The organism is Nocardioides convexus, assembly GCF_011090295.1.
Genome location: NZ_JAAMYA010000001.1, coordinates 3859179 through 3879559, shown reverse-complemented (window position 1 = coordinate 3879559; position 20381 = coordinate 3859179). Strand labels below are relative to the sequence as shown.

Genomic DNA, 20381 nt, shown 5'->3' with positions numbered 1-20381 from the left:
GTGCCACGTACCCCCTCGGAGTGACCATGGCCCTCGATGAACGCCTCGACGTGGAGTTCGCCTGCCTGCTGCGGCACGCGATCGCCGACAGCGACCTCACCCTGCGCGACCTGCGCGACCGGCTCGCGGCGCGCGGGGCACCGGTCAGCCTGAGACTCGCTGAGCACCTGGCAGTCCGGGACCAGCCGTCCCGAGCGCCAGGCGTCCCTGCACGTGATCGCGCAGGCTCGAGCAGGTCCTCGGCCTGCCGGCCGGGCGGCTGCGGCAAGCCCTCGGCCCGCGCTCCGCGCGGACCCGGCCCACCCGCGGCGAGCCGCTGCTCGGAGCCGACAGGCCGGCCGATGCCGCAACGCGTCGCCCGCCTGCTGCACGCGCTCGACTCCTCGCCGGTCGACCCACGGCAGCCCGACCGGCTGACGCACCGGCTGACCCAGCACGTCGGGGCGGACCTCAACCCGGTGCGGGCCGACCACTCGCTCGTCGTGACCGCCGGGACCCAGGGGGCGTGCCGCTTCTTCAAGGCCTGAGCCGCTACGACCCCTGGTGCCGCCCGCCCCGGGTCACCGACACCCACGGCATGCGCGTCCACCGCTTCCGCGGCGAGCCGACGACCGGCCTCGCGGCCTTCGAGATGAGGCTGGCGCCGGACTCGGCGCCCACGAGGCCGGACTGCTGGAGTTCAGCGAGCACGAGCCGCCGGGGTCACGGGAGCGCAACATCGACACCCGCGTCCAGCCCGGTCTCCAGCACCTGGTGCTGGAGACCTGCTTCCAGCCGGAGCGACGCCCCGCCGAGGTGGTGGCCTACTTCCGGGCCACCCTGCGCTCGCCGATCCGCTACCTGGCGCGCGTTCAGGGGGACCAGGTCCCCGCCCGGTGGAGCCTCGTGCGTGTCCGCCCGGAAGCGGGCATCTACGGCATGAGGTGGCGGTGACCCGGTCCCCCTGACCGGTACGACGGGTCAGTGGTCGTGCCGGTGACCGCGCTCGATCGCCGCGCGCAGACTCGACCCACTGCTGCTTCGTCACCTCGCGCGGTCCCTGCTCCGGGGCTGCGGCACGGAGGGCGCCGGTGCTGCCGCCGCCGCCGACCGCTCCCCCACCGAAGACCAGGTTGGCCCAGTTGTTCTGCGCCGAGAGCACGCTGCGGGTGTTGTCGGCGTTGATGTTCCAGGCACCCGCGTCGGCGGTGTCACCGTCGCAGTTCCAGTCCAGGCCCTGGCTCGCGGCGCCCGAGCCTGGTGCGGATGGTCTTGCCGTCGGGGCAGTACCAGGCTGGTGCGCCAGCCGCTGACGGCCGTCGTACCGAGACCGCTGGACTCGGTCAGCCGCGACTCGTCGAGGCTCGGCGGAGCGACGTTGCTGTAACCGAAGTACCCGCCGCCGGAGGTGCGCGGGACGCCGTCGAACTGGAAGAGGTAGTTCATCACCGACAGGTAGTTCGGCTTGTTGTTCACGTGGTCGGTGCCGCCGTGCTTGAGCCCCAGGGCGTGGCCGAACTCGTGCACGAAGGTGCCCACGTTCATGTTCTCCGTCGGGCTCCAGCCGCAGCGCGGGCCCATGGTGACGATGAAGGTGTCGCCGGGGATCTGGAACGAGTAGCCGCTGCTGCAGTCTGCTGTCGTAGTCGTCGGCCCAGAGCATGTAGTAGAAGACGCCTGCACGGTCGCTGTCGAAGTTGGCGTTCTTGATGTCGCTCGTCTGGCGCAGCGACGGCGAGAGGTTGGAGTCGTAGGTGACCTGGTTGCCGCCACCGAGGTTGTACGCCGCACCGCGCGCGGAGCCGGCGTCGAGGTGGAGGGTGATGCCGGTCGAGCCGTCGGGGTTGCCGACCGGCGCGCCGGCGTAGACCGCCACGATCCGGTCCAGGGCGGCGGTGCTGGCGAGCCGGCCGCTCATGTAGTCCATCTCGACGAACAGGTCCTTGCGGGTGGGCGAGGCGCCCAGGGCGGGCAGGTCGACGTCGACGACGCCGTCGCCGTTCGCGTCGTACCCGTTGGTCTCCCAGGCTTGTCGGGGAGGCCGTCCCCGTCGCTGTCGGTGGCGAGTGCGCCCGGCCGCGGCTTGGCGGCCGGCCCGGGCGGCGCCGCCTGCGCGTCCGAGGTGGTGGCACCCACCGCGGCGAGCAGGCCACCGGTGAGGGCGAGGGCGGCGAGGGTGCGCGCCGCGCGGGCTGAGGTGAGCCTTCATCCGTACTCCTTCGGTTCCGGCCCGAGTGCCGTTCCGGGGACGCTAGGGCGCAGGACGCCCCGGGACCGAGGACGGCCTTCCGAACACGACCGAACAGACTCAGTGCGTACGACGGGCCGCCAGGCTCCGCGCGCGAGCGGACGCCGACCTTCGCGTAGATCCGGGTGAGGTGGTACTGCACGGTCTTCACCGACAAGAAGAACCCGGCGGCGACCTCCTTGTTGCTCCGCCCCTGCGCGACCAGTCCGGCGACCGCCTCCTCCTGCGGCGTGAGGTCGTCGAGGTCGCGCTGCCCGCGGGTCACGTGGACCCCGCCGGCGGCCGACTCGCGATCGCAGCGGGCGACGTAGGTCGCTGCACCGAGGGCGAGATAGGCGTCGCGGGCGGTGGTGATCACGGCGTCCGCCTCGGCCCGGCGCCCGGCCCGGCGCAGGGTCTGGCCGTAGGCGAAGTGCACACGGGCGCGGTCGTAGCGCAGCGGCAGCGGCTCGAGCAGGGCGATGGCCTCCTGGAAGCAGGCGCGGGCGGCGTCGAGGTCGCCGCGCACGCCGTACCAGCGGCCGCGGGCGTAGGCCAGGCGTGCGGTGGCCGAGGTGTGCCCGCGCTCCCGGGCGACCTCCTCGTGCCGGGCGAGGAAGACGTCGGCGTCGTCCTCGCGACCGACGATCACCAGCGCGTTGGCGTAGACGTCGGCCCACGGCCAGTACCCGGGCTGCTCCACCCAGTCGCGGGCCCAGGGCTGGGTGAGCGGGGCGAGGGCGCGGACGACAGCCGGGTAGTCCGCCCGTGCCTCGCTGTACGCCGCCCGGGCCAGCGCCGCCGGCACCCGCATCAGGCTCGTAGTCCCGCCCGCCCGCGTCGCCCACTCGCAGCGAGCGCTCGGCGGCCTCCCAGTCACCGCGCAGCGCGAGCACCTGGGTCCGGGTCCAGGCGAGGAGCGGCACGAGCAGGCTCATCCCGGTGCGCCGGGCGAGACTCGACGCCGGCCGTCGCCGTACGCATCGCCTCGTCCCAGTCGCCCGACTGCAGCTGCACGCGTGCGAGCCAGCCCCGTGCCCACAGCGAGATCCGCAGCGAGCCGCCCAGGAAGTCCGTGGGCACGGCGCTCTGCAGGCTCCTCGCGCGCCCGGTCCGGGTCGTCGGCCGCCAGGTGCAGCCACCCCGAGGCCATCGCCACCCGCTGGGCGACCGGCCCCTCGGGCACGCGGTCCATCAGCGCCCGGTAGCCCTCGAGCGCGACCTCGATCCCCTCGACCGGCGCGACGCCCAGCCCACGGACGGCGGCGGCCTCGACGGCGGTCGGCGCGGCCGGGTCGGCCAGGCTCCATGGCCCGGTCCGCCCACGTCACCAGGTCGCGCGGGCGACAACGGGCCAGGTGGTGCAGCACGTGGCGCTGGGCCACGAGGGAGGCGGTCGCGGCGTCCCGGCGGGGGTTCGCCAGGCTCCCAGGCCCGGTTCAGCCGGCTCTCGGCCTCGGCGGGCCGGCCGCGCACGACGGCGAGGTAGCCGAGCACCGCGTTGCGCGACGGCGTCTCGCGCAACGACTCCAGGCTCCGGCAGGTAGCGCGAGGCACGCGGCACCTCCCCCGCACCCACCAGGGCGTCGACCCCGCGCACCAACCGGGCACCGCGGGTCTCCTCGTCGGCGCTGGCCCGCGAGGCCAGCACCAGCAGGTCGGCCGCCGCGGCCCAGGCACCCTGGGCGGCCCGCTCGGTCGCGAGGGCGTCGAGCCGGTCCGCCAGGCTCCGCGTCCGGGTACGGCGCAGCGAACCACCGGTGCCGCACGGACACCGCCGGGTCGGTCACCACTTCCGCCGCGCGGTCGTGGAGCTCGGAGCGACGCAGCGGGCCGAGCTCGTCGAGCAGCGCACGGCGGACCACCGGGTCGGCCAGCCGGACCCATGCGGCGTGCTCGTCGAGCACTGTCAGCAGGCCGGCCGCAGCGGCCTCGGCGACCGCTGCCGTGGCCGGGTCCACCGCGGCGGTCCGGCCGGCGTCCGCGACCGCGACGGCACGCGCGCGCCGGTCCGCGGTCTCCAGCACCGCGATCGCCCGCACCAGCCGGCAGGTCTCCTCCGACAGCCCGGCGAGCGCGGTCCGCACCGCCCGAGCGGCGGTCGCCGGCGCGGGCAGGGCGAACCAGGGCGCCGTCCAGTCCGCGGCCGGAACGTCCTCGAGCAGGCTCCGCGACGTACCGGGCCCGGCCGCCGGTGTGCCGCAGCAGCCGGTCGGCCTGGCTCGCGGGCAGCACCACGCCGCGCTGCTCGGCCAGGGCGGCGACGTCCTCGGCGTCGAGGCCGCCGAGCGCGACGACCTCGTCGGCCGCGGCGCGCACGCTGTCGAAGAGGCCGTCCCCGGGCAGGGCCCAGCCGAGCACGACGACCACCTCGCCCCGGCGGCTCGCACTGACCAGCGCCTGCACCGCGGCGGCATCCGCGTGCTGGGCGTCCTCCAGCACGACCGTGCCGGAGGCGTCGACCTCGCCGAGGGCGTCCTCCCAGGGCAGCGCCAGCAACCGCCGGTCGTCCGGGACGGCACCGGCGAGCGCCCGCAGGAAGGTGCTCAGCCCGCCGCCCGGCGGTGCAGTGACCAGGACGAGCCGCGGCCCGTCGTCCCGCGCCAGGGCGGCCACCAGGCCGTCGAGCGCGCGACGCCGGGTCGGCACCAGCGGCGGGCCAACGGTCACGCTCTCACCGTAGAGGCTCAGCCCAGGTCGCCACCGGCGACCGGCAGCACCGTCCCGGTGATGTACGACGCCTCGTCCGAGGCCAGGAACGCGATCGCCGCGGCCTGCTCGTCCAGCGTCCCGTAGCGGCCCATCAGCGAGGATCCGAGGGTCTGGTCGATGTGCGCCTGGAACCATGCCCGCTCCTCGTCGTTGCCCGGCACCGGGGTGCCGCGGGAGACCCGCCGGGGCGGGGCCTCGGTGCCACCAGGAGCGGTGGCGACGACGCGGATGCCGTGCTCGGCGTACTCCAGCGCGAGGGAGGCGGTCACCGCGTTCACGCCGCCCTTGGCGGCGGAGTAGGGAATCCGGTGGATGCCGCGGGTCGCCGCCGACGACACGTTCACGATGACCCCGGCGCCCCGCTGGACCATGCCGGGCAGCACCGCGCGGCAGGTGAGCAGCGTGGTCATCAGGGAGCGGTCCACCTCGGCCGCGATCTCGTCGGCGGTGAACTCCGTGAACGGCTTGAAGTTGATCGCGCCGCCGACGTTGTTGACCAGGACGTCGACCCGGCCGAACCGCTGACGGGCCGCCTCGGCCAGGTCGGCCGCACCGGCCCAGGTCTCGAGGTCGCAGGTGACCGACTGCGCCGCGAGGCTCCTCGGCCAGGCTCGGCGACCAGACTCGGAGCGGTCTGCCAGGACCAGCGAGCCGCCCTCGGCGGCGACCCGGCGCGCCACCTGGGCACCGATCCCCTGGGCCGCACCGGTCACCACCACGACCTTGCCGGCGAAGCGGCCCGGAGTGACGAACCGCGGCCGGGTCGTGGCCGCTGCATCCGACATCGCACGGCGCATGGTCTGCTTCGAGCGCCCCGCGTGCGCGACGATCAGGGCGCGCGCGGCCTCGCGGTCGCCCACCTCGAACGCCTCGACGATCTCGACGTGGTCGACCGCGCAGCGCGGGTGGCACCAGGTCGCGTTGCGCAGCACCTCGGCCATCCGGCCCTTCACGCCGAGCGCCTGGTAGGCCTGCAGCAGGTGCTCGTTGCCGGTCTGCACGAACAGGTAGTCGTGGAAGGCGGCATTGGTCTCGGTGTACGCCGCCGCGTCGGTGAAGCACTCGCCGTCGACGTAGGGCAGCGTGGACTCGGCGAGCAGCCGGTAGCCCGCCAGCCTGCCGCGAGTCCAGCCGGCCGATCGTCAGGCTCCAGGGCGCCCAGGCTCCAGGGCCTGCCGCGCCTCGAAGAGCGCGTCGGAGGACCCGACGTCCGGGTGCTCCTCGCCGATCTCGTAGGCACCCGGCGCAGGCTCCTCCGCGGGCGCGGCCGCGAACACCTCCCGGCCGGCGATCCCCCGAGCATCGCCGGCCGGGATCAAGCTCGTCCTCGGGGTCGTGCTCGGCCGCGGCCTCGGCAGGAGCCACCGGGACGGCGGCGACGGGCGGCGGCGTACCGGCGAGCGCGAACTTCTCGTAGTAGAAGCCCGTCGGCTCGATGCCGGCGTCCGCGACGTGGGTGCGCACGGCCTCCACCATCGGCGGAGGCCCGCAGAGGTAGACGGCGACGTCGCCGCCGTGGAGGTGCTCGGGGCGGATCAGGCTCATCACGTAGCCGCGGTTGGCGGCCGTGGTGGCCGGGTCCGAGACGCAGTGGTCCCAGGTGAGCCGCGGCAGGTCCGCGGCCACCTCGGCGACCTGGTCGAGGGCGACCAGGTCCTCGTCGGTGCTCACGCCGTAGACCAGGTGGGCGGTGCGGGTGCTCCCGGCCGCGCGCATCGTGCGCAGCATCGACAGGATCGGGGCCAGCCCGGTGCCGCCGGCGAGCAGCAGGACCGGACGGTCCGCCTCGCGCAGGAAGAACGAGCCGTGCGGACCGGTGACGGTGAGCGCGTCGCCGACGGCCGCTCGCTCGGAGAGCCAGGTCGACATCGCGCCGCCGGGAGTGAGCCTTCACCAGGAAGGTCAGCCGGTCCTCGTGCGGCGCGCTGCTGAACGAGTAGGACCGCGTGACGTCGGTGCCGGGGACCGCGATGTTGACGTACTGCCCGGGCAGGAACGCCAGGTCCCCGCGGTCCGGGATCTCGATCGCCAGGCTCCACCGTGGTCGCGGAGAGCCGGGTCAGCGCCGTCACCCGGGCGTCGTACGACGCGGCGCGGGTCTTGGCGACCTCCGACGTGCTCGCCACCTGCAGCACCAGGTCCGAGCGCGGCCGCATGCTGCACGGCAGCACGAACCCGCGTGCCGCCTCGTCCTCCGGCAGCGCGTCCTCGAGGTAGGCTGCCACCGTCGTACTCCCCCGACTCGCACAGCGCCTTGCAGGTCCCGCACGCCCCGTCGCGGCAGTCGAGCGGGATGTTGATCCGTTGGCGGTACGACGCGTCGGCGACGGTCTGGTCGGTGCGGCAGGTGATGAACCGGGTGACCCCGTCCTCGAAGGAGAGGGCCACCTGGTGGGTGGCGACGTCGGTCTCGGTGAGCGTCATGGCGGCCTCAGAAGTGGTAGACGTCCACCACGTGGTGGATGTAGTCGTTCTTCAGCACCACGGTCTTGCGCCGGATCAGCGGGCGCTCGCCGGTGAAGTCGATGGTGCAGAAGGTCGTGCCGTAGTACGGATCCACCGTCTTGTAGCGGAAGTACATGGTGTGCCAGTTGAAGCGCACGTCCACGACGTCACCGCGGCGCTCGATCACCTCGACGTTCGCGATGTTGTGGCTGGTGCGCGGCTCGGGGATCGACGTCGCCGAGGAGCGCTCGGTGCGGATCCGGAAGACCCGGTCCTCCAGGCCGCCCTTGTTGGGGTAGTAGATCAGCGAGACGTCGCGCTCGGGGTCCTCGACGAGTTCGGTCGTCGTCGGTCCAGGCGGGCATCCAGTAGACGACGTCGTCGGCGTAGCACTCCAGCCACTTCTCGAACTCGCGGTCGTCGAGGTGGCGAGCCTCGCGGTAGAGGAACTGCTCGATGGCGTTCTGGGTGATCGACTTCGCGCCGGTGCCGGCGGCCAGGGCGTTGGTGCTCACCTGCCCGCCTCCTTCTCCAGCGCGGCGCGCATCGTGTCGCGCCAGTAGCCGTGCTGGACGGGGTAGAGCCCCTCGTCCTCGTTCTTCAGCCCGGACGAGATCACCCCGTCCATGCCGAGGGAGGTGGCGACCTCGTCGGGTCCGGTGAGCCAGTGCTCGGCGCCGCGGCTCATGTCGTTCCACGGCGCGGCGGTGGCCCGGAAGGTCAGGCTGGCAGGAGCGGAACTCCTCCAGGTCGTCGGGGGTGGCCATGCCGGAGGCGTTGAAGAAGTCCTCGTACTGGCGGATCCGCCACGACCGGGCCTCGGCGCTCTCGCCCTTGGGGGCGATGCAGTAGATGGTGACCTCGGTCTTGTCCGGCGCGATCGGGCGGAAGTGCCGGATCTGCGTGGAGAACTGGTCCATCAGGTAGACGTTCGGGTAGAGGCAGAGGTTGCGCGAGCCCTTGACCATGAACTCGCCCTTGGCCTCGCCGTAGGCGGCCTTGAGCTCGTCCATCCGGTCCCACAGCGGGCGGTCCTGCGGGTTGCCCGCCCAGGTCCACAGGCACAGGTGGCCGTTCGGGTACGACCAGTAGCCGCCACCGGACTTGCCCCACTGGCCGGCGTCGAGGGTCTTGGTGGCGTTGGCGGACTCCCCGGTGCCGCGGCGCGAGGTGGTGGCCGCGTAGTTCCAGTGCGTCGCGGTGACGTGGTAGCCGTCGGCGCCGTTCTCGGCCTGGACCTTCCAGTTGCCGTCGTAGGTGTAGGTCGAGGAGCCGCGCAGCACCTCCAGGCCGTCCGGCGACTGGTCGACGAGCATGTCGATCACCTTGGTGGTGTCGCCGAGGTGCTCGGCCAGGGTGCTGACGTCCTCGTTGAGGCTGCCGAACAGGAAGCCGCGGTAGCCGTCGAAGCGCGCCACCTTCGTCAGGTTGTGCGAGCCCTCGGTGTCGAAGGAGGCCGGGTAGCCCGCCCCGTCGGGGTCCTTGACCTTCAGCAACGTGCCGTCGTTGCGGAAGGTCCAGCCGTGGAAGGGGCAGGTCAGCGTCATCCGGTTGTCGCTCTTGCGGCGGCAGATCATCGCGCCGCGGTGTGCGCAGGCGTTGACGAGCAGGTGCAGGCTCGCCGTCCTTGTCACGGGTGATGACGACCGGCTGCCGCCCGATGTACGTCGTGAGGTAGTCCCCGGGGTCCGGCACCTGGCTCTCGTGCGCGAGGTAGATCCAGTTGCCCTCGAAGATGTGCTTCATCTCGAGCTCGAAGACCTCCTCGTCGGTGAAGATCCGGCGGTTGGCGCGGTAGATCCCGGCCTCCGGCTCCTCCACGACGGCGTCGGCCAGCATGGCGCCGACCCGCTCCAGCATCTCGGTCATGGCTGCTCCCGGTGTGTTCGACGGCGGATGCCCGGAACTCAAGCACGACGTGGCGGTCGTCACACGAGGCAATTACCTAGGTCTGGCCACGGGCTTGATTCATCATTGGGAGTTATGAATCAGCGAACTATTCGTCTTTGTGTTTCTGGATCAAGGCGATCTAGCGTGAGTGACGCCGACCACACCGGCCCCGCCCTGGAGAGGAGGAGGTGACCATGGACCTCAAGCAGCCTGCGCTACTTCGACGCCGTCGCGGAGACCTGCCACTTCGGGCAGGCGGCCGAGCGGCTCCACCTGGCCCAGCCCGCCCTCTCCCAGGCCGTACGACGCCTGGAGGCCGACCTCGGCGTCCTGCTCCTCGCCCGGACCACCCGGCAGGTGGCGCTGACCCCGGCCGGCGAGTTCTTCCACCGCGAGGTGCGCCGCATCCTCGGTGACCTGGACGCCTCGGTGCTCGGCGCGCAGAGCATCGCCGACGGCAGCCGCGGCCTGCTCCGGGTCGGCTTCACCGGCACCAGCGCGTTCACCCAGGCTGGCCCGGCTCTCGCGGATGATCCGCTCCGCCCTGCCCGGGGTGACCCTGGAGGTCCGGGCCGACCTGCTCACCCCCGGCCAGGTGGAGCGACTGCTCGACGGCCGGCTCGACCTCGGCGTGCTGCGCGGGCCGGTGGCCGAGCCGGGCATCGAGACCCGCTCGCTGCTGCAGGAGCCGCTGGTGCTGGCGCTGCCAGCCGACCACCGCCTGGTCCCGGAGGCGGCGCTGGAGGTGGCCGACGTCGCCGCCGACGAGTTCGTCGCCTACGCCGACACCCGCTCCGCGGTCAACGAGGCGATGGTGTCGAGTCTGCCTGCGCGCCGGCTTCTCCCCCAACATCACCCACCGCGCCCCCGGCACCGCCGCCCTGCTGGCCCTGGTGGCCGCGGACCTCGGCGTCGCCACTGGTCCCCGAGTCGGTGCGCAGCATGCAGACCAAGGGCGTGGTGTTCCGCGACGTCGCGGACGCCGCGAGCATCGACCTGTCCCTGGCCTGGCGCGCCGACGAGCCGTCCGCGCTGGTGTCCAGCGCCCTCGACGTGCTCGACCGCCAGGGCTTCGCCACCCCCGCACCCGTCCCCCCGAGCCTGAGGAGACCCGTGAAGATCACCGCCGTCGAGGCGATCCCGTTCCGGATCCCGTACGTCAAGCCGCTGAAGTTCGCCAGCGGCGAGGTGCACGTTGCCGACCACGTCCTGGTCCGCGTGCACACCGACGACGGCGTGGTCGGGGTCGCCGAGGCGCCTCCGCGGCCGTTCACCTACGGCGAGACGCAGCGCGGCATCCTCGCGGTCGTCGAGACGATCTTCGCCCCGCAGGTGGTCGGGCTCGCGCTCACCGACCGCGAGCGGATGACCGCCCTCCTCGGGCGCACCGTCGGCAACCCGACCGCGAAGGCCGCCATCGACATGGCGGTCTGGGACGCCCTGGGCCGCACCCTCGGGCTGTCCGTCTCCGAGTTCGCTCGGTGGCTACACCGACCGGATGCGGGTCTCGCACATGCTCGGCTTCGACCAGCCGGCCGCGATGGTCGAGGAGGCCGAGCGGATGCGGGAGGTGCACGGCATCACCACCTTCAAGGTGAAGGTGGGGCGCCGCCCGGCCGCCCTCGACGTCGCCGTGGTCCGCGCGCTGCGCGAGGGCCTGGGCCCCGACGTCGTGCTGTACGTCGACGGCAACCGCGGCTGGACCGCCTCGGAGTCCGCCCGGGCGATGCGCCAGATGGCCGACCTCGACCTGGCGTTCGCCGAGGAGCCTGACCCCCGCCGACGACGTGCTGGGGCGGCGCTGGCTGGTGAGCCGAACTCGACGTGCCGTTCATCGCCGACGAGTCCGCCACCACGCCCGCCGAGGTCACCCGCGAGGTGCTGGGCGGCTCCGCGACGGCGCTGTCGATCAAGACCGCCCGGACCGGCTTCACCGGCTCGCAGCGCGTGCTCCACCTGGCCGAGGGTCTCGGCCTGGAGGTGGTGATGGGCAACCAGATCGACGGCCAGGCTCGGCTCGATCTGCTCCGTCGCCTTCGGTGCCGCGCACCCGCGCACCAGCCTGCACGCGGGCGAGGCTCTCCAACTTCCTCGACATGAGCGACGACCTGCTCACCGAGCCGCTGCGGATCGAGAACGGTGAGTCTCACGCTCCGGCCCGGCGCCGGCCTCGGCGTCGACATCGACGAGGAGAAGGCTTCGCCACTACCGCACCGACCACTGAACGACCCCGCGACACCACCCCGAGAGGACATCCCATGACCACCGACGTCGCCACCGCAGCCGCATCCGGCGCCAGCGCCACCGAGCGCTTCCACACCGACAAGTCGCCGTACGCCGCCGTCGCCGGCACCCCGCCCGAGCGGGTCGACCGGCTGGCCCGGCGCGTGCTGGAGGCCGTGTACCAGACCGTCCGCGACGAGAAGGTGACCTACGACGAGTTCAACGCGCTCAAGGCCTGGATGATCGGCGTCGGGGAGGACGGAGAGTGGCCGCTGTTCCTCGACGTGTGGCTGGAGCACGTCGTCGAGGACGTCAACACCGCCCACCGCGAGGGCAACAAGGGCTCGATCGAGGGCCCCTACTACGTGCCCGGCGCCCCCGAGCACGGCAGCACGGGCACCATCGACATGCGCGAGGGCGAGGCCGGCACGCCGCTGGTGTGGACCGGCACGGTGACCTCCACCGACGGCACGGTCCTCGCGGACGCCCTCGTCGAGCTCTGGCACGCGGACGCCGACGGCTTCTACTCGCAGTTCGCCCCCGGCATCCCCGAGTGGAACCTGCGCGGCAACTTCCGCACCGACGCCGCGGGCCGCTTCGAGATCCACACGATCCAGCCGGCGCCGTACCAGATCCCGACGGACGGCTCCTGCGGCAGGCTGATCGCCGCCGCCGGCTGGCACGCCTGGCGCCCGGCGCACCTGCACGTGAAGGTCTCCGCGCCCGGACACGAGTCTGCTGACCGCGCAGTCTGTACTTCCCCGGCGACGAGCACAACGACGACGACATCGCCTCGGCCGTGAAGCCCGGTCTGCTGCTCGCCCCGGTGCCGCAGGCCGACGGCTCGGCCAGCGTGGACTACGGCTTCGTGCTCGACCCGGTCCGGGGCTGAGCCGGTGCTCTTCCAGGTCCGGATGGACGTCGACCTCCCGCGCGACCTCGACCCCGCCGCGCGGGGAGGACGTGCTCGCGCGGGAGAAGGCCTACGCCCAGGAGGCTGCAGCGCGGCGGCGAGTGGGCTCACCTGTGGCGCATCGTCGGGCAGTACGCCAACATCAGCGTCTTCGACGTCGAGTCCAACGCCCGCCTGCACGAGATCCTCTCGAACCTCCCGCTGTTTGCGTACATGCGGATCGAGGTCACCGCGCTGACCGGCCACCCGTCGGCGATCTGATGCTCCCCGCCATCGCGGTGCGCTCGCTGGCGGGCGAGCCCGGGCAGCCGCTGCTCGTCGTCGGCCCGTCTCTCGGTACGACGGCGGGCCGCCTCTGGAGCGGGGTCGCCGCCGGCCTGCCCGGCCGGCACGTGCTCGGCTGGGACCTGCCCGGCCACGGCGCCTCCCCGCTCCCCCGCGGCGGCTTCACCATGGCCGAGTCTGGCAGCGGCTGTCCTGACCGCGGTGACCGAGGCGGCCGGCGGCCGGCCGTTCGCCCACGCCGGCGACTCGGTCGGCGGCGCCGTCGGCCTGCGACTCGCGCTCGACACCCCGAGCCGAGTCTCGTCGGTCACCGTGCTGTGCAGCGCCGCCTCCTTCGGCGGCCCCGCCCCGTGGAGCGAGCGGGCCGCGCTGGTGCGGGCCGAGGGCATGGCGCCGATGGTCGCGTCCTCCCCCGCCCGCTGGTTCGGCTCCCGCATCGCGGACGTGGCTCGCCGCGCGGCGCTCGACGACCTCGCCGGTGTCGACCCGGAGGGCTACGCCTGCGTGTGCGAGGCGCTCGGCGGGTTCGACGTGCGGGAGCGGCTCGACACGATCGGCGTCCCGGTGCTGGCCGTTGCCGGGGCGGAGGACGTCGCGACACCGCCGGTGACGCTGAAGGAGATCGCCGCCGGCGTGCCCCGCGGCGAGACGGCCGTCCTCGACGGCGTGGGCCACCTGGCGCCGTACGAGGATCCGGAGGCGGTGGCCGGTCTGCTCGGCGCCTTCCTCGACCCGGCCTGACTCAGGCCTCGGTCTCCCTCGGCGAACTGCTCGTGGTTGCGGATGACCTCCGCGATGATCACGTTGAGGATCGACTCCGCGAAGTGCGGGTCCAGACCGGAGGCTCTCCGCCATCGAGCGCAGCCGCGCGATCTGCACGGCCTCGCGGGCCGGGTCGGCGGGCGGCATCCCGGCACGGGCCTTGAGCCGGCCGACGGTCTCGGTGCACTTGAACCGCTCGGCCAGCAGGTGCACCAGCGCGGCGTCGAGGTTGTCGATGCTCGACCGGAGTCGATGGAGGCTCGGCCCGGGCTTCGTCTGCGCTCACACCACGAATCCTGCCCTACCGCCGGTCGTCTCCACGACGGCGACCGCTCCGCGGCGCTCCAGGCTCGGCGCACAGCCACTGGGCCGCCTCCCGCGAGCGTACGACGAAGCGCGCCGGCTCCCGCTCCAGGCTCCTCCTTCACCGGGAGCGGGCCGGGCCCGGTCGCCTGACGGACCGCCTTGACGACGTCGATCCATCGGCTGCCGACCGTGTCGATGCGCCCCGACGACCACGATGCAGGACCCGACGGTCCGCAGCCCCCTCCACAGCATCCGACGATCCTAGGATCCGAGCACGCCCCCTGACGAGAGGACCCGCATGAGCGAGCAGGTGCTGTACACGCTCGACCCCGACGAGCAGCCGACCCACTGGTACAACATCGTGGCCGACCTGCCGACGCCGCCGCCCCCGCCGCTGCACCCGGGCACCCGCGAGCCGGTCGGGCCCGACGACCTGGCGCCGCTCTTCCCTCCGGAGCTGATCGCGCAGGAGGTCACCACCGAGCGGTACGTCGAGATCCCGGAGCCCGTCCTCGACGTCTACCGCCAGTACCGGCCGAGCCCGCTCTACCGCGCCCGCCGCTGGGAGCAGGCGCTCGGCACCAGCGCCCGGATCTACTACAAGTACGAGGGTGTCTCGCCGGCCGGCTCGCACAAGGTCAACACCGCGGTCCCGCAGGTCTACTACAACAAGGCTCAACGGCATCACCCGGCTCACCACCGAGACCGGCGCCGGCCAGTGGGGCACCGCGCTCTCCTACGCCAGCGCGCTCTTCGGCGTGACCTGCGAGGTCTGGCAGGTGGGCGCCTCCTTCGACACCAAGCCTCAGCGGCGCACGCTGATCGAGGTGTTCGGCGGCACCGTGCACCGCTCCCCCAGCCGGCTCACCGAGTCGGGCAAGGCGTTCGCGGAGGACCACCCCGGCTCGCTCGGCATCGCGATCTCCGAGGCCGTGGAGGTGGCGGCGCAGGACGACACGGCGAAGTACGCCCTCGGCTCGGTGCTCAACCACGTCCTGCTGCACCAGAGCGTGATCGGCGAGGAGGCCGTGCGCCAGGCTCGCGAAGGCGGGCGAGACCGGCGCCGACCTCGTCGTGGGCTGCGCGGGCGGCGGGTCGAACTTCGCCGGCCTGGCGTTCCCGTTCCTGCGCGAGAAGGCTCACCGGCAACCAGTCGCCGCGGATCCTCGCCGTCGAGCCGAGTCTCCTGCCCGACGCTGACCCGCGGCGAGTACCGCTACGACTTCGGCGACACCGCGGGCCTCACCCCGCTGATGAAGATGCACACCCTCGGCCACGACTTCGTCCCCTCGCCGATCCACGCCGGCGGCCTGCGCTACCACGGCATGGCACCGCTGGTCTCGCACACCGTCAACGAAGGACTGGTCGAGGCGGTCGCGCTGCACCAGAACGAGTGCTTCGACGCGGCCGTGGAGTTCGCGCGGACCCAGGGCATCGTCCCGGCTCCCGAGTCGTCCCACGCCCTGGCACAGGTACGGCGCGAGGCGCTCGCCGCCGCCCAGTCGGGCACCTCGCCCGTGATCGTCGTCGGCCTGTCCGGGCACGGCCTGCTGGAGTCTGGGCGCCTACGCGACGTACCTCTCCGGGGGGCTGGAGGACGACCCGCTCTCCGACGCCGCGCTCGCCGAGGCGCTGGCCAACGTCCCGGTGGTGTGAGGCCGTGCCCGTCACCGTGCGTCGCGCGGAGGCCGGGGACGTCGACGGGATCGTCGCCGTCGGGCACGCGACCTGGCCGCCGACGTACACCGCGGTGACCGGCGCGGACTACGTCCGCCGCGGGCTCGCCCAGTGGTGGTCGGTCGACCACATCGGCCGGACCGTCGCGGACGGGCTCGCCCTCGTCGCGGTCGACGGGCCGCGGGTGGTGGGCGTGGCGACCTACTCCCTCGACGGGGACGTGGTCGACGTCTGGAAGGCTCTACGTGCTGCCCTCGGAGCAGGGCGGCGGCGCCGGCCGCGCCCTGCTCCGTGCGGTGGTCGAGGGGCCGGCCGCGGGGGCGAGCGCGATCCGGCTCGCCCACGTGGCGGGCAACGCCGCGGCGCGGGCCTTCTACGAGCGGCAGGGGTTCACCGAGACGCACCGGACGGCCGGCGAGGACGGCGGCCCGGACCTGGCCTGGATGCGGCTACCTCTGCGGAAATAGCAGGCGCAAGGCGTTTCTCGCGACGTAGCGTCCTCGACCGGCCCGCACCCGGCGGGCCGACCACACGAGAAGGGCCACGACGCAGGACACCACCATGGAGAAGATCACCCCGAAGCCTCCTGAGCCTGGGCTTCGATCCTCGAGCAGGGCACCCGCGAGCAGGCGATGACGACGGCGAGCATGCCGTTCATCTACCCGCACCTCGCGCTGATGCCGGACGCCCACCTGGGCCTGGGCGCGACGGTGGGCTCGGTCATCCCGACCCTCGGCGCGATCATCCCGGCCGCGGTCGGCGTGGACATCGGCTGCGGCATGATCGCCGTCCGGACGCAGTACGTCGCCGACGAGTCGCCCACCGACCGGCGACCGCTGCGCGAGGCCATCGAGCGGGCCGTCCCGCTCTCGGCCGGTGCCGCCAACCGGAAGATCTCGCGGGAGCACACCGAGCGCCGGCTCGCCGAGACTCACCGAGGCCGCCGAGCAGGCCGGCTTCGAGCCGGGGCGCTACGCGAAGCGGTGGGACCTCCAGCTGGGCACCCTCGGGTCGGGCAACCACTTCATCGAGGTGACCCTCGACGAGGAGCACCGGGTGTGGCTCTTCCTCCACTCCGGCTCGCGCGGGGTCGGCAACCGGATCGCGCAGCACCACATCAACCTCGCGCGCGAGCCTGTGCGAGAAGTGGTGGATCAAGGCTCCCCGACAAGGACCTGGCCTACCTCGCCGAGGGCACCGACGAGTTCTGGGCCTACATCCACCAGATGCGGTGGGCCCAGCGGTACGCGCTGCTCAACCGCGAGGAGATGATGGACCGGGTGGTCCGCCAGTTCGCGGAGTGGGTCGGTCTCGGCTCGGCCGACGAGGTCGAGCGGGCCGAGGAGATCAACTGCCACCACAACTACACCGAGCAGGAGACCCACTTCGGCCGGGAGGTGTGGCTCTCGCGGAAGGGCGCGATCAACGCCGAGCGCGGGCGGCCCGGGCTGATCCCGGGCTCGATGGGGACGGCGTCGTACGTCGTGAGCGGACGGGGCAACCCGGTGGCGCTGCACTCTGCGCCGCACGGCGCGGGGCGGGAGCACTCCCGCTCCAGGGCCCGCCGGACGTTCACCCGCGAGCAGGCTGCGGGCGGCGATGGCGGGGATCGAGTACCGCGACACCGATGCGTTCATCGACGAGATCCCGGCGGCGTACAAGGACATCGACCGGGTGATGGCCGACGCGGCCGACCTCGTCGAGGTCCGGCACACGCTGCGTCAGATCGTGAACGTCAAGGGCGACTGATCGGCACCCGTCGGTGACAGGGGCCGGGGCGGTCGGTTTGAATGGACGCATGGAGGACGACCATCCCGACCTGCCCTGGCCCCTGAGCGGCGCCGACGCGCTGCGTGCGGAGCCTGCTGGCGGCCTACGACGACCCGAGCCGCGGGCACCACAGCGTCCGGCACCTGCGGGAGGTGCTCGCCCGGTTGGACGAGCTGGCCGCGGCCGGTGCCGGCTTCGGCACCGTGCCGGTCCAGGCTGGCCGCGTGGTTCCACGACGCGATCTACGACGGCGAGCGGGACGCCGAGGAGCGATCCGCCTCGTGGGCCGAGGAGGCGCTCGCGCCGCTCGTCGACGCCGCCACCCTCGCCGAGGTGGTCCGCCTGGTGCGGCTCACCGAGCACCACCGCCCAGAGACCCACGACGCCAACGGGTGCGCGCTCAGCGACGCGGACCTGTCGATCCTGGCGGCGCCGCCCGAGCGCTACGAGGAGTACGTCGCCGCGGTGCGCAAGGAGTACGCCCACCTGCCCGACGAGGTCTTCGCCGCCGGCCGGGCCGACGTGCTGAGCCAGGTCTCGCCGCGAAGCCGCAGGCTCTTCCACACCGAGCACGGCATCGCGGCCTGGGAGGCGGCGGCGCGCAACAACATCGCCGCCGAGTCTGGAGAAGTCTGCTCCCGCAAGCCTGAGCGTTCGCTGAGGTTGTGCGCCCTGCACACAATGGGGCCGTGGACGACAGCGTGATCTACACCGCACGAGCGCAGGTGCTGGCCGACCTGGCCGCCCGCGCACTCGACACGCCGGCGTCGGTGACCCTGCTCGAGGACGCCTGCTCCGAGCGCCGGTGGTGGTTGGAGCAGTGGGCCGAGGGCGCGCCGTACATCGCGGGGCTGATCGCGCAGGACGTCCAGGACGCGCTGGCCGACCAGTTCGGGCGGGACCGGCGCGACGGCCTCTGGCCGGTGTGCTCGCGCTGCGAGAAGGGGCCGGTGCACGCCCTCCACGTCGACCCCGACCTCGGCGGCCCGGACCCGCAGTGGGTCTGCGAGGAGACCGGGACGCCGGTCGCGCCGCTCGGCCACCTCGCCGACATCGGCGCCTGACAACCCGCGCAGGATCCGAACACCTGTTCGACTCCTGCGCTAGGCTGGGTCCATGTCGGTGGACTTCCAGAGCAGCCTCTTCGACGCCCCGGCCGCCGGCCGGACGACCTCGATCGAGCGCCGCCCACTGAGCGGCGGCGCCTGGGTGGACGTGGCGCGCAACTGGCTTCCGGACGCCGACGACGTCTTCGCGACGCTGGTCGCGGAGGTGCCGTGGCGCGCGGAGCGGCGCGCGATGTACGACCGGGTCGTCGACGTACCGCGACTGGTGCACACCTACGTCATCGGCGACGAGTCTGCCGCACCCCGGGCTGACCGCGGCCCGGGAGGAGCCTGAGCGCCCACTACGCCGCGGAGCTCGGCGAGCCCTTCCGCACCGCCGGCTGCTGCTTCTACCGCGACGGGCGCGACAGCGTCGCCTGGCACGGCGACACCATCGGCCGCGGCTCCACGCAGGACACGATGGTCGCCATCGTCTCGCTCGGCGACCCGCGCCGGCTGCACCTGCGCCCGCGGGACCCCGAGCGGCGCGCGGAGTCGTTCGCGGTGGAGATGGGCCACGGCGACCTGGTGGTGATGGGCGGCTCGTGCCAGCGCACCTGGGAGCACGCGGTGCCCAAGGTGGCCGCGGCCGGCCCGCGGATCTCCGTGCAGTTCCGGCCGCTGAACGTCTTCTAGTCCTGCGCCGCGAGGCTCGGCGAGCGAGCGGACCACGCAGAACTCGTTGCCCTCGGGGTCCGCGAAGGTCACCCAGCCCGAGCCGGGGCCGTGGATGCCCCGGTGGTCGGCGACCTCGGTGGCGCCGTACTCCCGCAGCCAGGCGATCTCCTCGTCCCGGGTGCGCTCGCGCGGGCGCAGGTCGAGGTGCACCCGGTTCTTGACCGTCTTGGCGTCGGGGACCTCGATGAAGAGCAGGCTGGTGGCCGGTCTCGGGGTCGCGGATCATGCACTCGACGTGGCCGGGCAGGTTCGGGTCGCCGTCGAGGTCGACGTACCCCAGCACGGGCTTCCACCACTCGGAGAGGCTCGTAGGCGTTGGTGCAGTCCACGGTGGTGTGCGAGACGAACGACGCCATGGCCGGCCTCAGTCCGTGCCGTGCGCCGCGACGAAGGCCAGGATCCGCTCCGACAGACTCGGGGCGGCACACGATGACGTCGGGCAGGTAGACGTCGGCCTGGTTGTAGACCAGGCTCGCTGCCGTCGACCCGCGAGGTGAACAGGCCCGCGGCCCGGGCGACCGCGACCGGTGCGGCCGAGTCCCACTCGTACTGCCCGCCGGCGTGCACGTAGGCGTCCGCGACGTCCCGCACGACCGACATCATCTTCACCCCCGCCGAGCCCATCGGCACCAGACCGGCGTCCAGGCTCCTTCGCCAGCGCCTCCACGAAGGCCGGCGGGCGGGTGCGCGAGACGGCGATCCGCGGACGGCTCGACGTGCGCGGGGGTACGACGGGCGGCATACCGGTGCTGAAGGTCTCCCCCAGGCTCGGGCTGGGCCACCGCGCCGGCGACCAGGCTGGCCGGCCTGCCACAGCGCCACGTGCACCGCCCAGTCGTCGCGCGGCGGCTCGGAGAACTCCCGGGTGCCGTCGAGCGGGTCGACGATCCAGACCTTGTCGGCACTCAGCCGGGCGTCCTTGTCGGCCGCGCTCTCCAGCGCCTCCTCCGACAGCACCGCGTCGTCGGGGCGGTGGGTCGCCAGCAGGTCGGTGAGCAGCAGGTGCGCGGCCCGGTCGCCGGCGTCCTTCAGGCTCCTTGCCCGTCAGGCCCTCGCCACGGACCTCCAGCAGCCGGCGTCCGGCGGCCTCGGCCAGCCAGGCGGCGAATCGGTGGTCGTCGGCGACGACCTCGGGAGCGGGGGCACCAGGCTCGAAAGTCACCCGGTCACCCTAGCGACGCCCCGCGAGTGGGGACTTTCCACCCGCGAGTTGGGACTTCGCACCCGCGAGTTGGGACTTCGCACCCGCGAGTTGGGACTTTACGACCACCCGGCCGGGGAGAACCCCCAAGTCGACAGGGAGAACCCCCAAGTCGACAGGGAGAACCCCCCCAAGTCGACAGGGAGAACCCCCAAGTCGACAGGGAGAACCCCCAAGTCGACGGGGGGAACCCCCAAGTCGGCGGGA

The 20381-nt window shown here is 73.1% G+C and carries 22 protein-coding genes and 11 pseudogenes; 18 read left to right on the top strand and 15 right to left on the bottom strand.

Annotated elements, in window-relative coordinates; genetic code table 11:
- Positions 1-20 precede the first annotated feature (20 nt).
- The gene (locus G5V59_RS28945; RefSeq protein ID WP_278260366.1) at positions 21-527 is read left to right on the top strand and encodes a hypothetical protein; all 507 of its coding nucleotides are present in this window, start codon (positions 21-23) and stop codon (positions 525-527) included.
- 152 nt (positions 528-679) lie between these two features.
- Here G5V59_RS28945 and G5V59_RS28940 read toward each other — a convergent pair whose 3' ends face one another.
- The 11 genes and pseudogenes from G5V59_RS28940 to G5V59_RS28890 form a co-directional block, all read right to left on the bottom strand.
- Positions 680-2188, bottom strand: a complete 1509-nt coding sequence (locus tag G5V59_RS28940; RefSeq protein WP_278258787.1) for a hypothetical protein — start codon at positions 2186-2188, stop codon at positions 680-682.
- The gene (locus tag G5V59_RS28935; protein WP_278258786.1) at positions 2185-3144 is read right to left on the bottom strand and encodes a hypothetical protein; all 960 of its coding nucleotides are present in this window, start codon (positions 3142-3144) and stop codon (positions 2185-2187) included. Before G5V59_RS28935 ends, G5V59_RS28940 begins: the two co-directional genes overlap by 4 nt.
- Positions 3141-3401: a hypothetical protein gene (locus G5V59_RS28930; protein ID WP_278258785.1), complete on the bottom strand. Its 261-nt coding sequence runs from the start codon at positions 3399-3401 to the stop codon at positions 3141-3143. Before G5V59_RS28930 ends, G5V59_RS28935 begins: the two co-directional genes overlap by 4 nt.
- Positions 3401-4876: a hypothetical protein gene (locus G5V59_RS28925; protein ID WP_278260365.1), complete on the bottom strand. Its 1476-nt coding sequence runs from the start codon at positions 4874-4876 to the stop codon at positions 3401-3403. Before G5V59_RS28925 ends, G5V59_RS28930 begins: the two co-directional genes overlap by 1 nt.
- A 17-nt stretch (positions 4877-4893) precedes the next feature.
- Positions 4894-5919, bottom strand: coding sequence for a benzoate diol dehydrogenase BenD (gene benD / locus G5V59_RS28920; protein ID WP_278260124.1), 1026 nt, complete (start codon positions 5917-5919; stop codon positions 4894-4896).
- Positions 5920-6060: 141 nt separating this feature from the next.
- The gene (locus tag G5V59_RS28915) at positions 6061-6237 is read right to left on the bottom strand and encodes a hypothetical protein (RefSeq protein ID WP_278260364.1); all 177 of its coding nucleotides are present in this window, start codon (positions 6235-6237) and stop codon (positions 6061-6063) included.
- A gap of 199 nt (positions 6238-6436) precedes the next feature.
- Positions 6437-6634 (bottom strand): annotated as a pseudogene (locus G5V59_RS28910) (hypothetical protein); the annotation flags it as partial.
- A gap of 186 nt (positions 6635-6820) precedes the next feature.
- Positions 6821-7342, bottom strand: coding sequence for a 2Fe-2S iron-sulfur cluster-binding protein (locus tag G5V59_RS28905; RefSeq protein ID WP_278258784.1), 522 nt, complete (start codon positions 7340-7342; stop codon positions 6821-6823).
- Between the two features lie 7 nt (positions 7343-7349).
- Positions 7350-7667, bottom strand: a complete 318-nt coding sequence (locus G5V59_RS28900; RefSeq protein ID WP_278260123.1) for an aromatic-ring-hydroxylating dioxygenase subunit beta — start codon at positions 7665-7667, stop codon at positions 7350-7352.
- A gap of 86 nt (positions 7668-7753) precedes the next feature.
- Positions 7754-8940: pseudogene (locus tag G5V59_RS28895) on the bottom strand (SRPBCC family protein); the annotation flags it as partial.
- Positions 8941-8993: 53 nt separating this feature from the next.
- On the bottom strand, positions 8994-9278 hold the full coding sequence (locus G5V59_RS28890) for a hypothetical protein (protein WP_278258783.1): 285 nt from the start codon (positions 9276-9278) through the stop codon (positions 8994-8996).
- 185 nt (positions 9279-9463) lie between these two features.
- Here G5V59_RS28890 and G5V59_RS37895 point away from each other — a divergent pair.
- The 8 genes and pseudogenes from G5V59_RS37895 to G5V59_RS28860 all read left to right on the top strand — a co-directional run.
- Positions 9464-9574, top strand: a pseudogene (locus G5V59_RS37895) (LysR family transcriptional regulator); the annotation flags it as partial.
- 208 nt (positions 9575-9782) lie between these two features.
- Positions 9783-10358, top strand: a complete 576-nt coding sequence (locus G5V59_RS37890; RefSeq protein ID WP_341351329.1) for a LysR substrate-binding domain-containing protein — start codon at positions 9783-9785, stop codon at positions 10356-10358.
- Positions 10289-10666 (top strand): annotated as a pseudogene (locus G5V59_RS37885) (hypothetical protein); the annotation flags it as partial. The gene G5V59_RS37890 and the pseudogene G5V59_RS37885, both read left to right, overlap by 70 nt.
- A gap of 85 nt (positions 10667-10751) precedes the next feature.
- Positions 10752-10976, top strand: a pseudogene (locus G5V59_RS28880) (enolase C-terminal domain-like protein); the annotation flags it as partial.
- Positions 10977-11077: 101 nt separating this feature from the next.
- A complete protein-coding gene (locus G5V59_RS28875; RefSeq protein ID WP_278260363.1) occupies positions 11078-11353 on the top strand; it encodes an enolase C-terminal domain-like protein in 276 nt (91 codons plus the stop codon).
- On the top strand, positions 11350-12279 hold the full coding sequence (locus G5V59_RS28870; RefSeq protein WP_278258782.1) for a dioxygenase: 930 nt from the start codon (positions 11350-11352) through the stop codon (positions 12277-12279). Before G5V59_RS28875 ends, G5V59_RS28870 begins: the two co-directional genes overlap by 4 nt.
- A 194-nt stretch (positions 12280-12473) precedes the next feature.
- A complete protein-coding gene (locus G5V59_RS28865; RefSeq protein ID WP_341351328.1) occupies positions 12474-12650 on the top strand; it encodes a muconolactone Delta-isomerase family protein in 177 nt (58 codons plus the stop codon).
- A 180-nt stretch (positions 12651-12830) separates the two neighbouring features.
- Positions 12831-13415, top strand: a pseudogene (locus tag G5V59_RS28860) (alpha/beta fold hydrolase); the annotation flags it as partial.
- A gap of 17 nt (positions 13416-13432) precedes the next feature.
- Here the strand turns inward: G5V59_RS28860 and G5V59_RS28855 are convergent.
- Positions 13433-13673 (bottom strand): annotated as a pseudogene (locus tag G5V59_RS28855) (chorismate mutase); the annotation flags it as partial.
- A 45-nt stretch (positions 13674-13718) separates the two neighbouring features.
- Positions 13719-13994: a hypothetical protein gene (locus G5V59_RS28850; RefSeq protein ID WP_278260362.1), complete on the bottom strand. Its 276-nt coding sequence runs from the start codon at positions 13992-13994 to the stop codon at positions 13719-13721.
- 359 nt (positions 13995-14353) lie between these two features.
- On the opposite strand from G5V59_RS28850, the gene G5V59_RS28845 reads away from it, so the two are divergent.
- The 9 genes and pseudogenes from G5V59_RS28845 to G5V59_RS28805 all read left to right on the top strand — a co-directional run bounded on the left by G5V59_RS28845 (position 14354) and on the right by G5V59_RS28805 (position 18931).
- On the top strand, positions 14354-15496 hold the full coding sequence (locus G5V59_RS28845) for a TrpB-like pyridoxal phosphate-dependent enzyme (protein ID WP_278258781.1): 1143 nt from the start codon (positions 14354-14356) through the stop codon (positions 15494-15496).
- A gap of 150 nt (positions 15497-15646) precedes the next feature.
- A pseudogene (locus G5V59_RS28840) lies at positions 15647-15886 on the top strand (GNAT family N-acetyltransferase); the annotation flags it as partial.
- Positions 15887-16051: 165 nt separating this feature from the next.
- Positions 16052-16279 (top strand): annotated as a pseudogene (locus G5V59_RS28835) (RtcB family protein); the annotation flags it as partial.
- A gap of 16 nt (positions 16280-16295) precedes the next feature.
- Entirely contained in the window at positions 16296-16691 is a 396-nt protein-coding gene (locus G5V59_RS28830) for an RtcB family protein (RefSeq protein WP_278260121.1), read from the top strand.
- Positions 16595-17168 (top strand): annotated as a pseudogene (locus G5V59_RS28825) (RtcB family protein). The gene G5V59_RS28830 and the pseudogene G5V59_RS28825 overlap by 97 nt, the downstream one beginning before the upstream one ends.
- Positions 17169-17272: 104 nt before the next feature.
- Entirely contained in the window at positions 17273-17839 is a 567-nt protein-coding gene (locus G5V59_RS28820) for a hypothetical protein (RefSeq protein WP_278258780.1), read from the top strand.
- Positions 17840-17878: 39 nt separating this feature from the next.
- Entirely contained in the window at positions 17879-18253 is a 375-nt protein-coding gene (locus G5V59_RS28815; RefSeq protein ID WP_278258779.1) for a hypothetical protein, read from the top strand.
- Between the two features lie 52 nt (positions 18254-18305).
- A complete protein-coding gene (locus G5V59_RS28810; RefSeq protein ID WP_278258778.1) occupies positions 18306-18590 on the top strand; it encodes a hypothetical protein in 285 nt (94 codons plus the stop codon).
- Positions 18587-18931 (top strand): alpha-ketoglutarate-dependent dioxygenase AlkB, encoded by a 345-nt coding sequence (locus tag G5V59_RS28805; RefSeq protein ID WP_341351327.1) that lies wholly within the window; start codon positions 18587-18589, stop codon positions 18929-18931. Before G5V59_RS28810 ends, G5V59_RS28805 begins: the two co-directional genes overlap by 4 nt.
- Before the next feature lie 90 nt (positions 18932-19021).
- Here the strand turns inward: G5V59_RS28805 and G5V59_RS28800 are convergent.
- Both G5V59_RS28800 and G5V59_RS28795 read right to left on the bottom strand, forming a co-directional pair.
- A pseudogene (locus G5V59_RS28800) lies at positions 19022-19123 on the bottom strand (VOC family protein); the annotation flags it as partial.
- A gap of 72 nt (positions 19124-19195) precedes the next feature.
- The gene (locus G5V59_RS28795; protein ID WP_278258777.1) at positions 19196-19930 is read right to left on the bottom strand and encodes an inositol monophosphatase family protein; all 735 of its coding nucleotides are present in this window, start codon (positions 19928-19930) and stop codon (positions 19196-19198) included.
- Between the last annotated feature and the right edge of the window lie 451 nt (positions 19931-20381).

Coding starts and splice junctions, on each gene's coding strand:
- G5V59_RS28940 (WP_278258787.1), bottom strand. CDS start 2,188: ATGAAGGCTCACCTCAGCCCGCGCGGCGCGCACCCTCGCCGCCCTCGC.
- G5V59_RS28935 (WP_278258786.1), bottom strand. CDS start 3,144: ATGAGCCTGCTCGTGCCGCTCCTCGCCTGGACCCGGACCCAGGTGCTC.
- G5V59_RS28930 (WP_278258785.1), bottom strand. CDS start 3,401: ATGGACCGCGTGCCCGAGGGGCCGGTCGCCCAGCGGGTGGCGATGGCC.
- G5V59_RS28905 (WP_278258784.1), bottom strand. CDS start 7,342: ATGACGCTCACCGAGACCGACGTCGCCACCCACCAGGTGGCCCTCTCC.
- G5V59_RS37890 (WP_341351329.1), top strand. CDS start 9,783: ATGATCCGCTCCGCCCTGCCCGGGGTGACCCTGGAGGTCCGGGCCGAC.
- G5V59_RS28870 (WP_278258782.1), top strand. CDS start 11,350: ATGAGCGACGACCTGCTCACCGAGCCGCTGCGGATCGAGAACGGTGAG.
- G5V59_RS28850 (WP_278260362.1), bottom strand. CDS start 13,994: ATGCTGTGGAGGGGGCTGCGGACCGTCGGGTCCTGCATCGTGGTCGTC.
- G5V59_RS28810 (WP_278258778.1), top strand. CDS start 18,306: ATGTCGGTGGACTTCCAGAGCAGCCTCTTCGACGCCCCGGCCGCCGGC.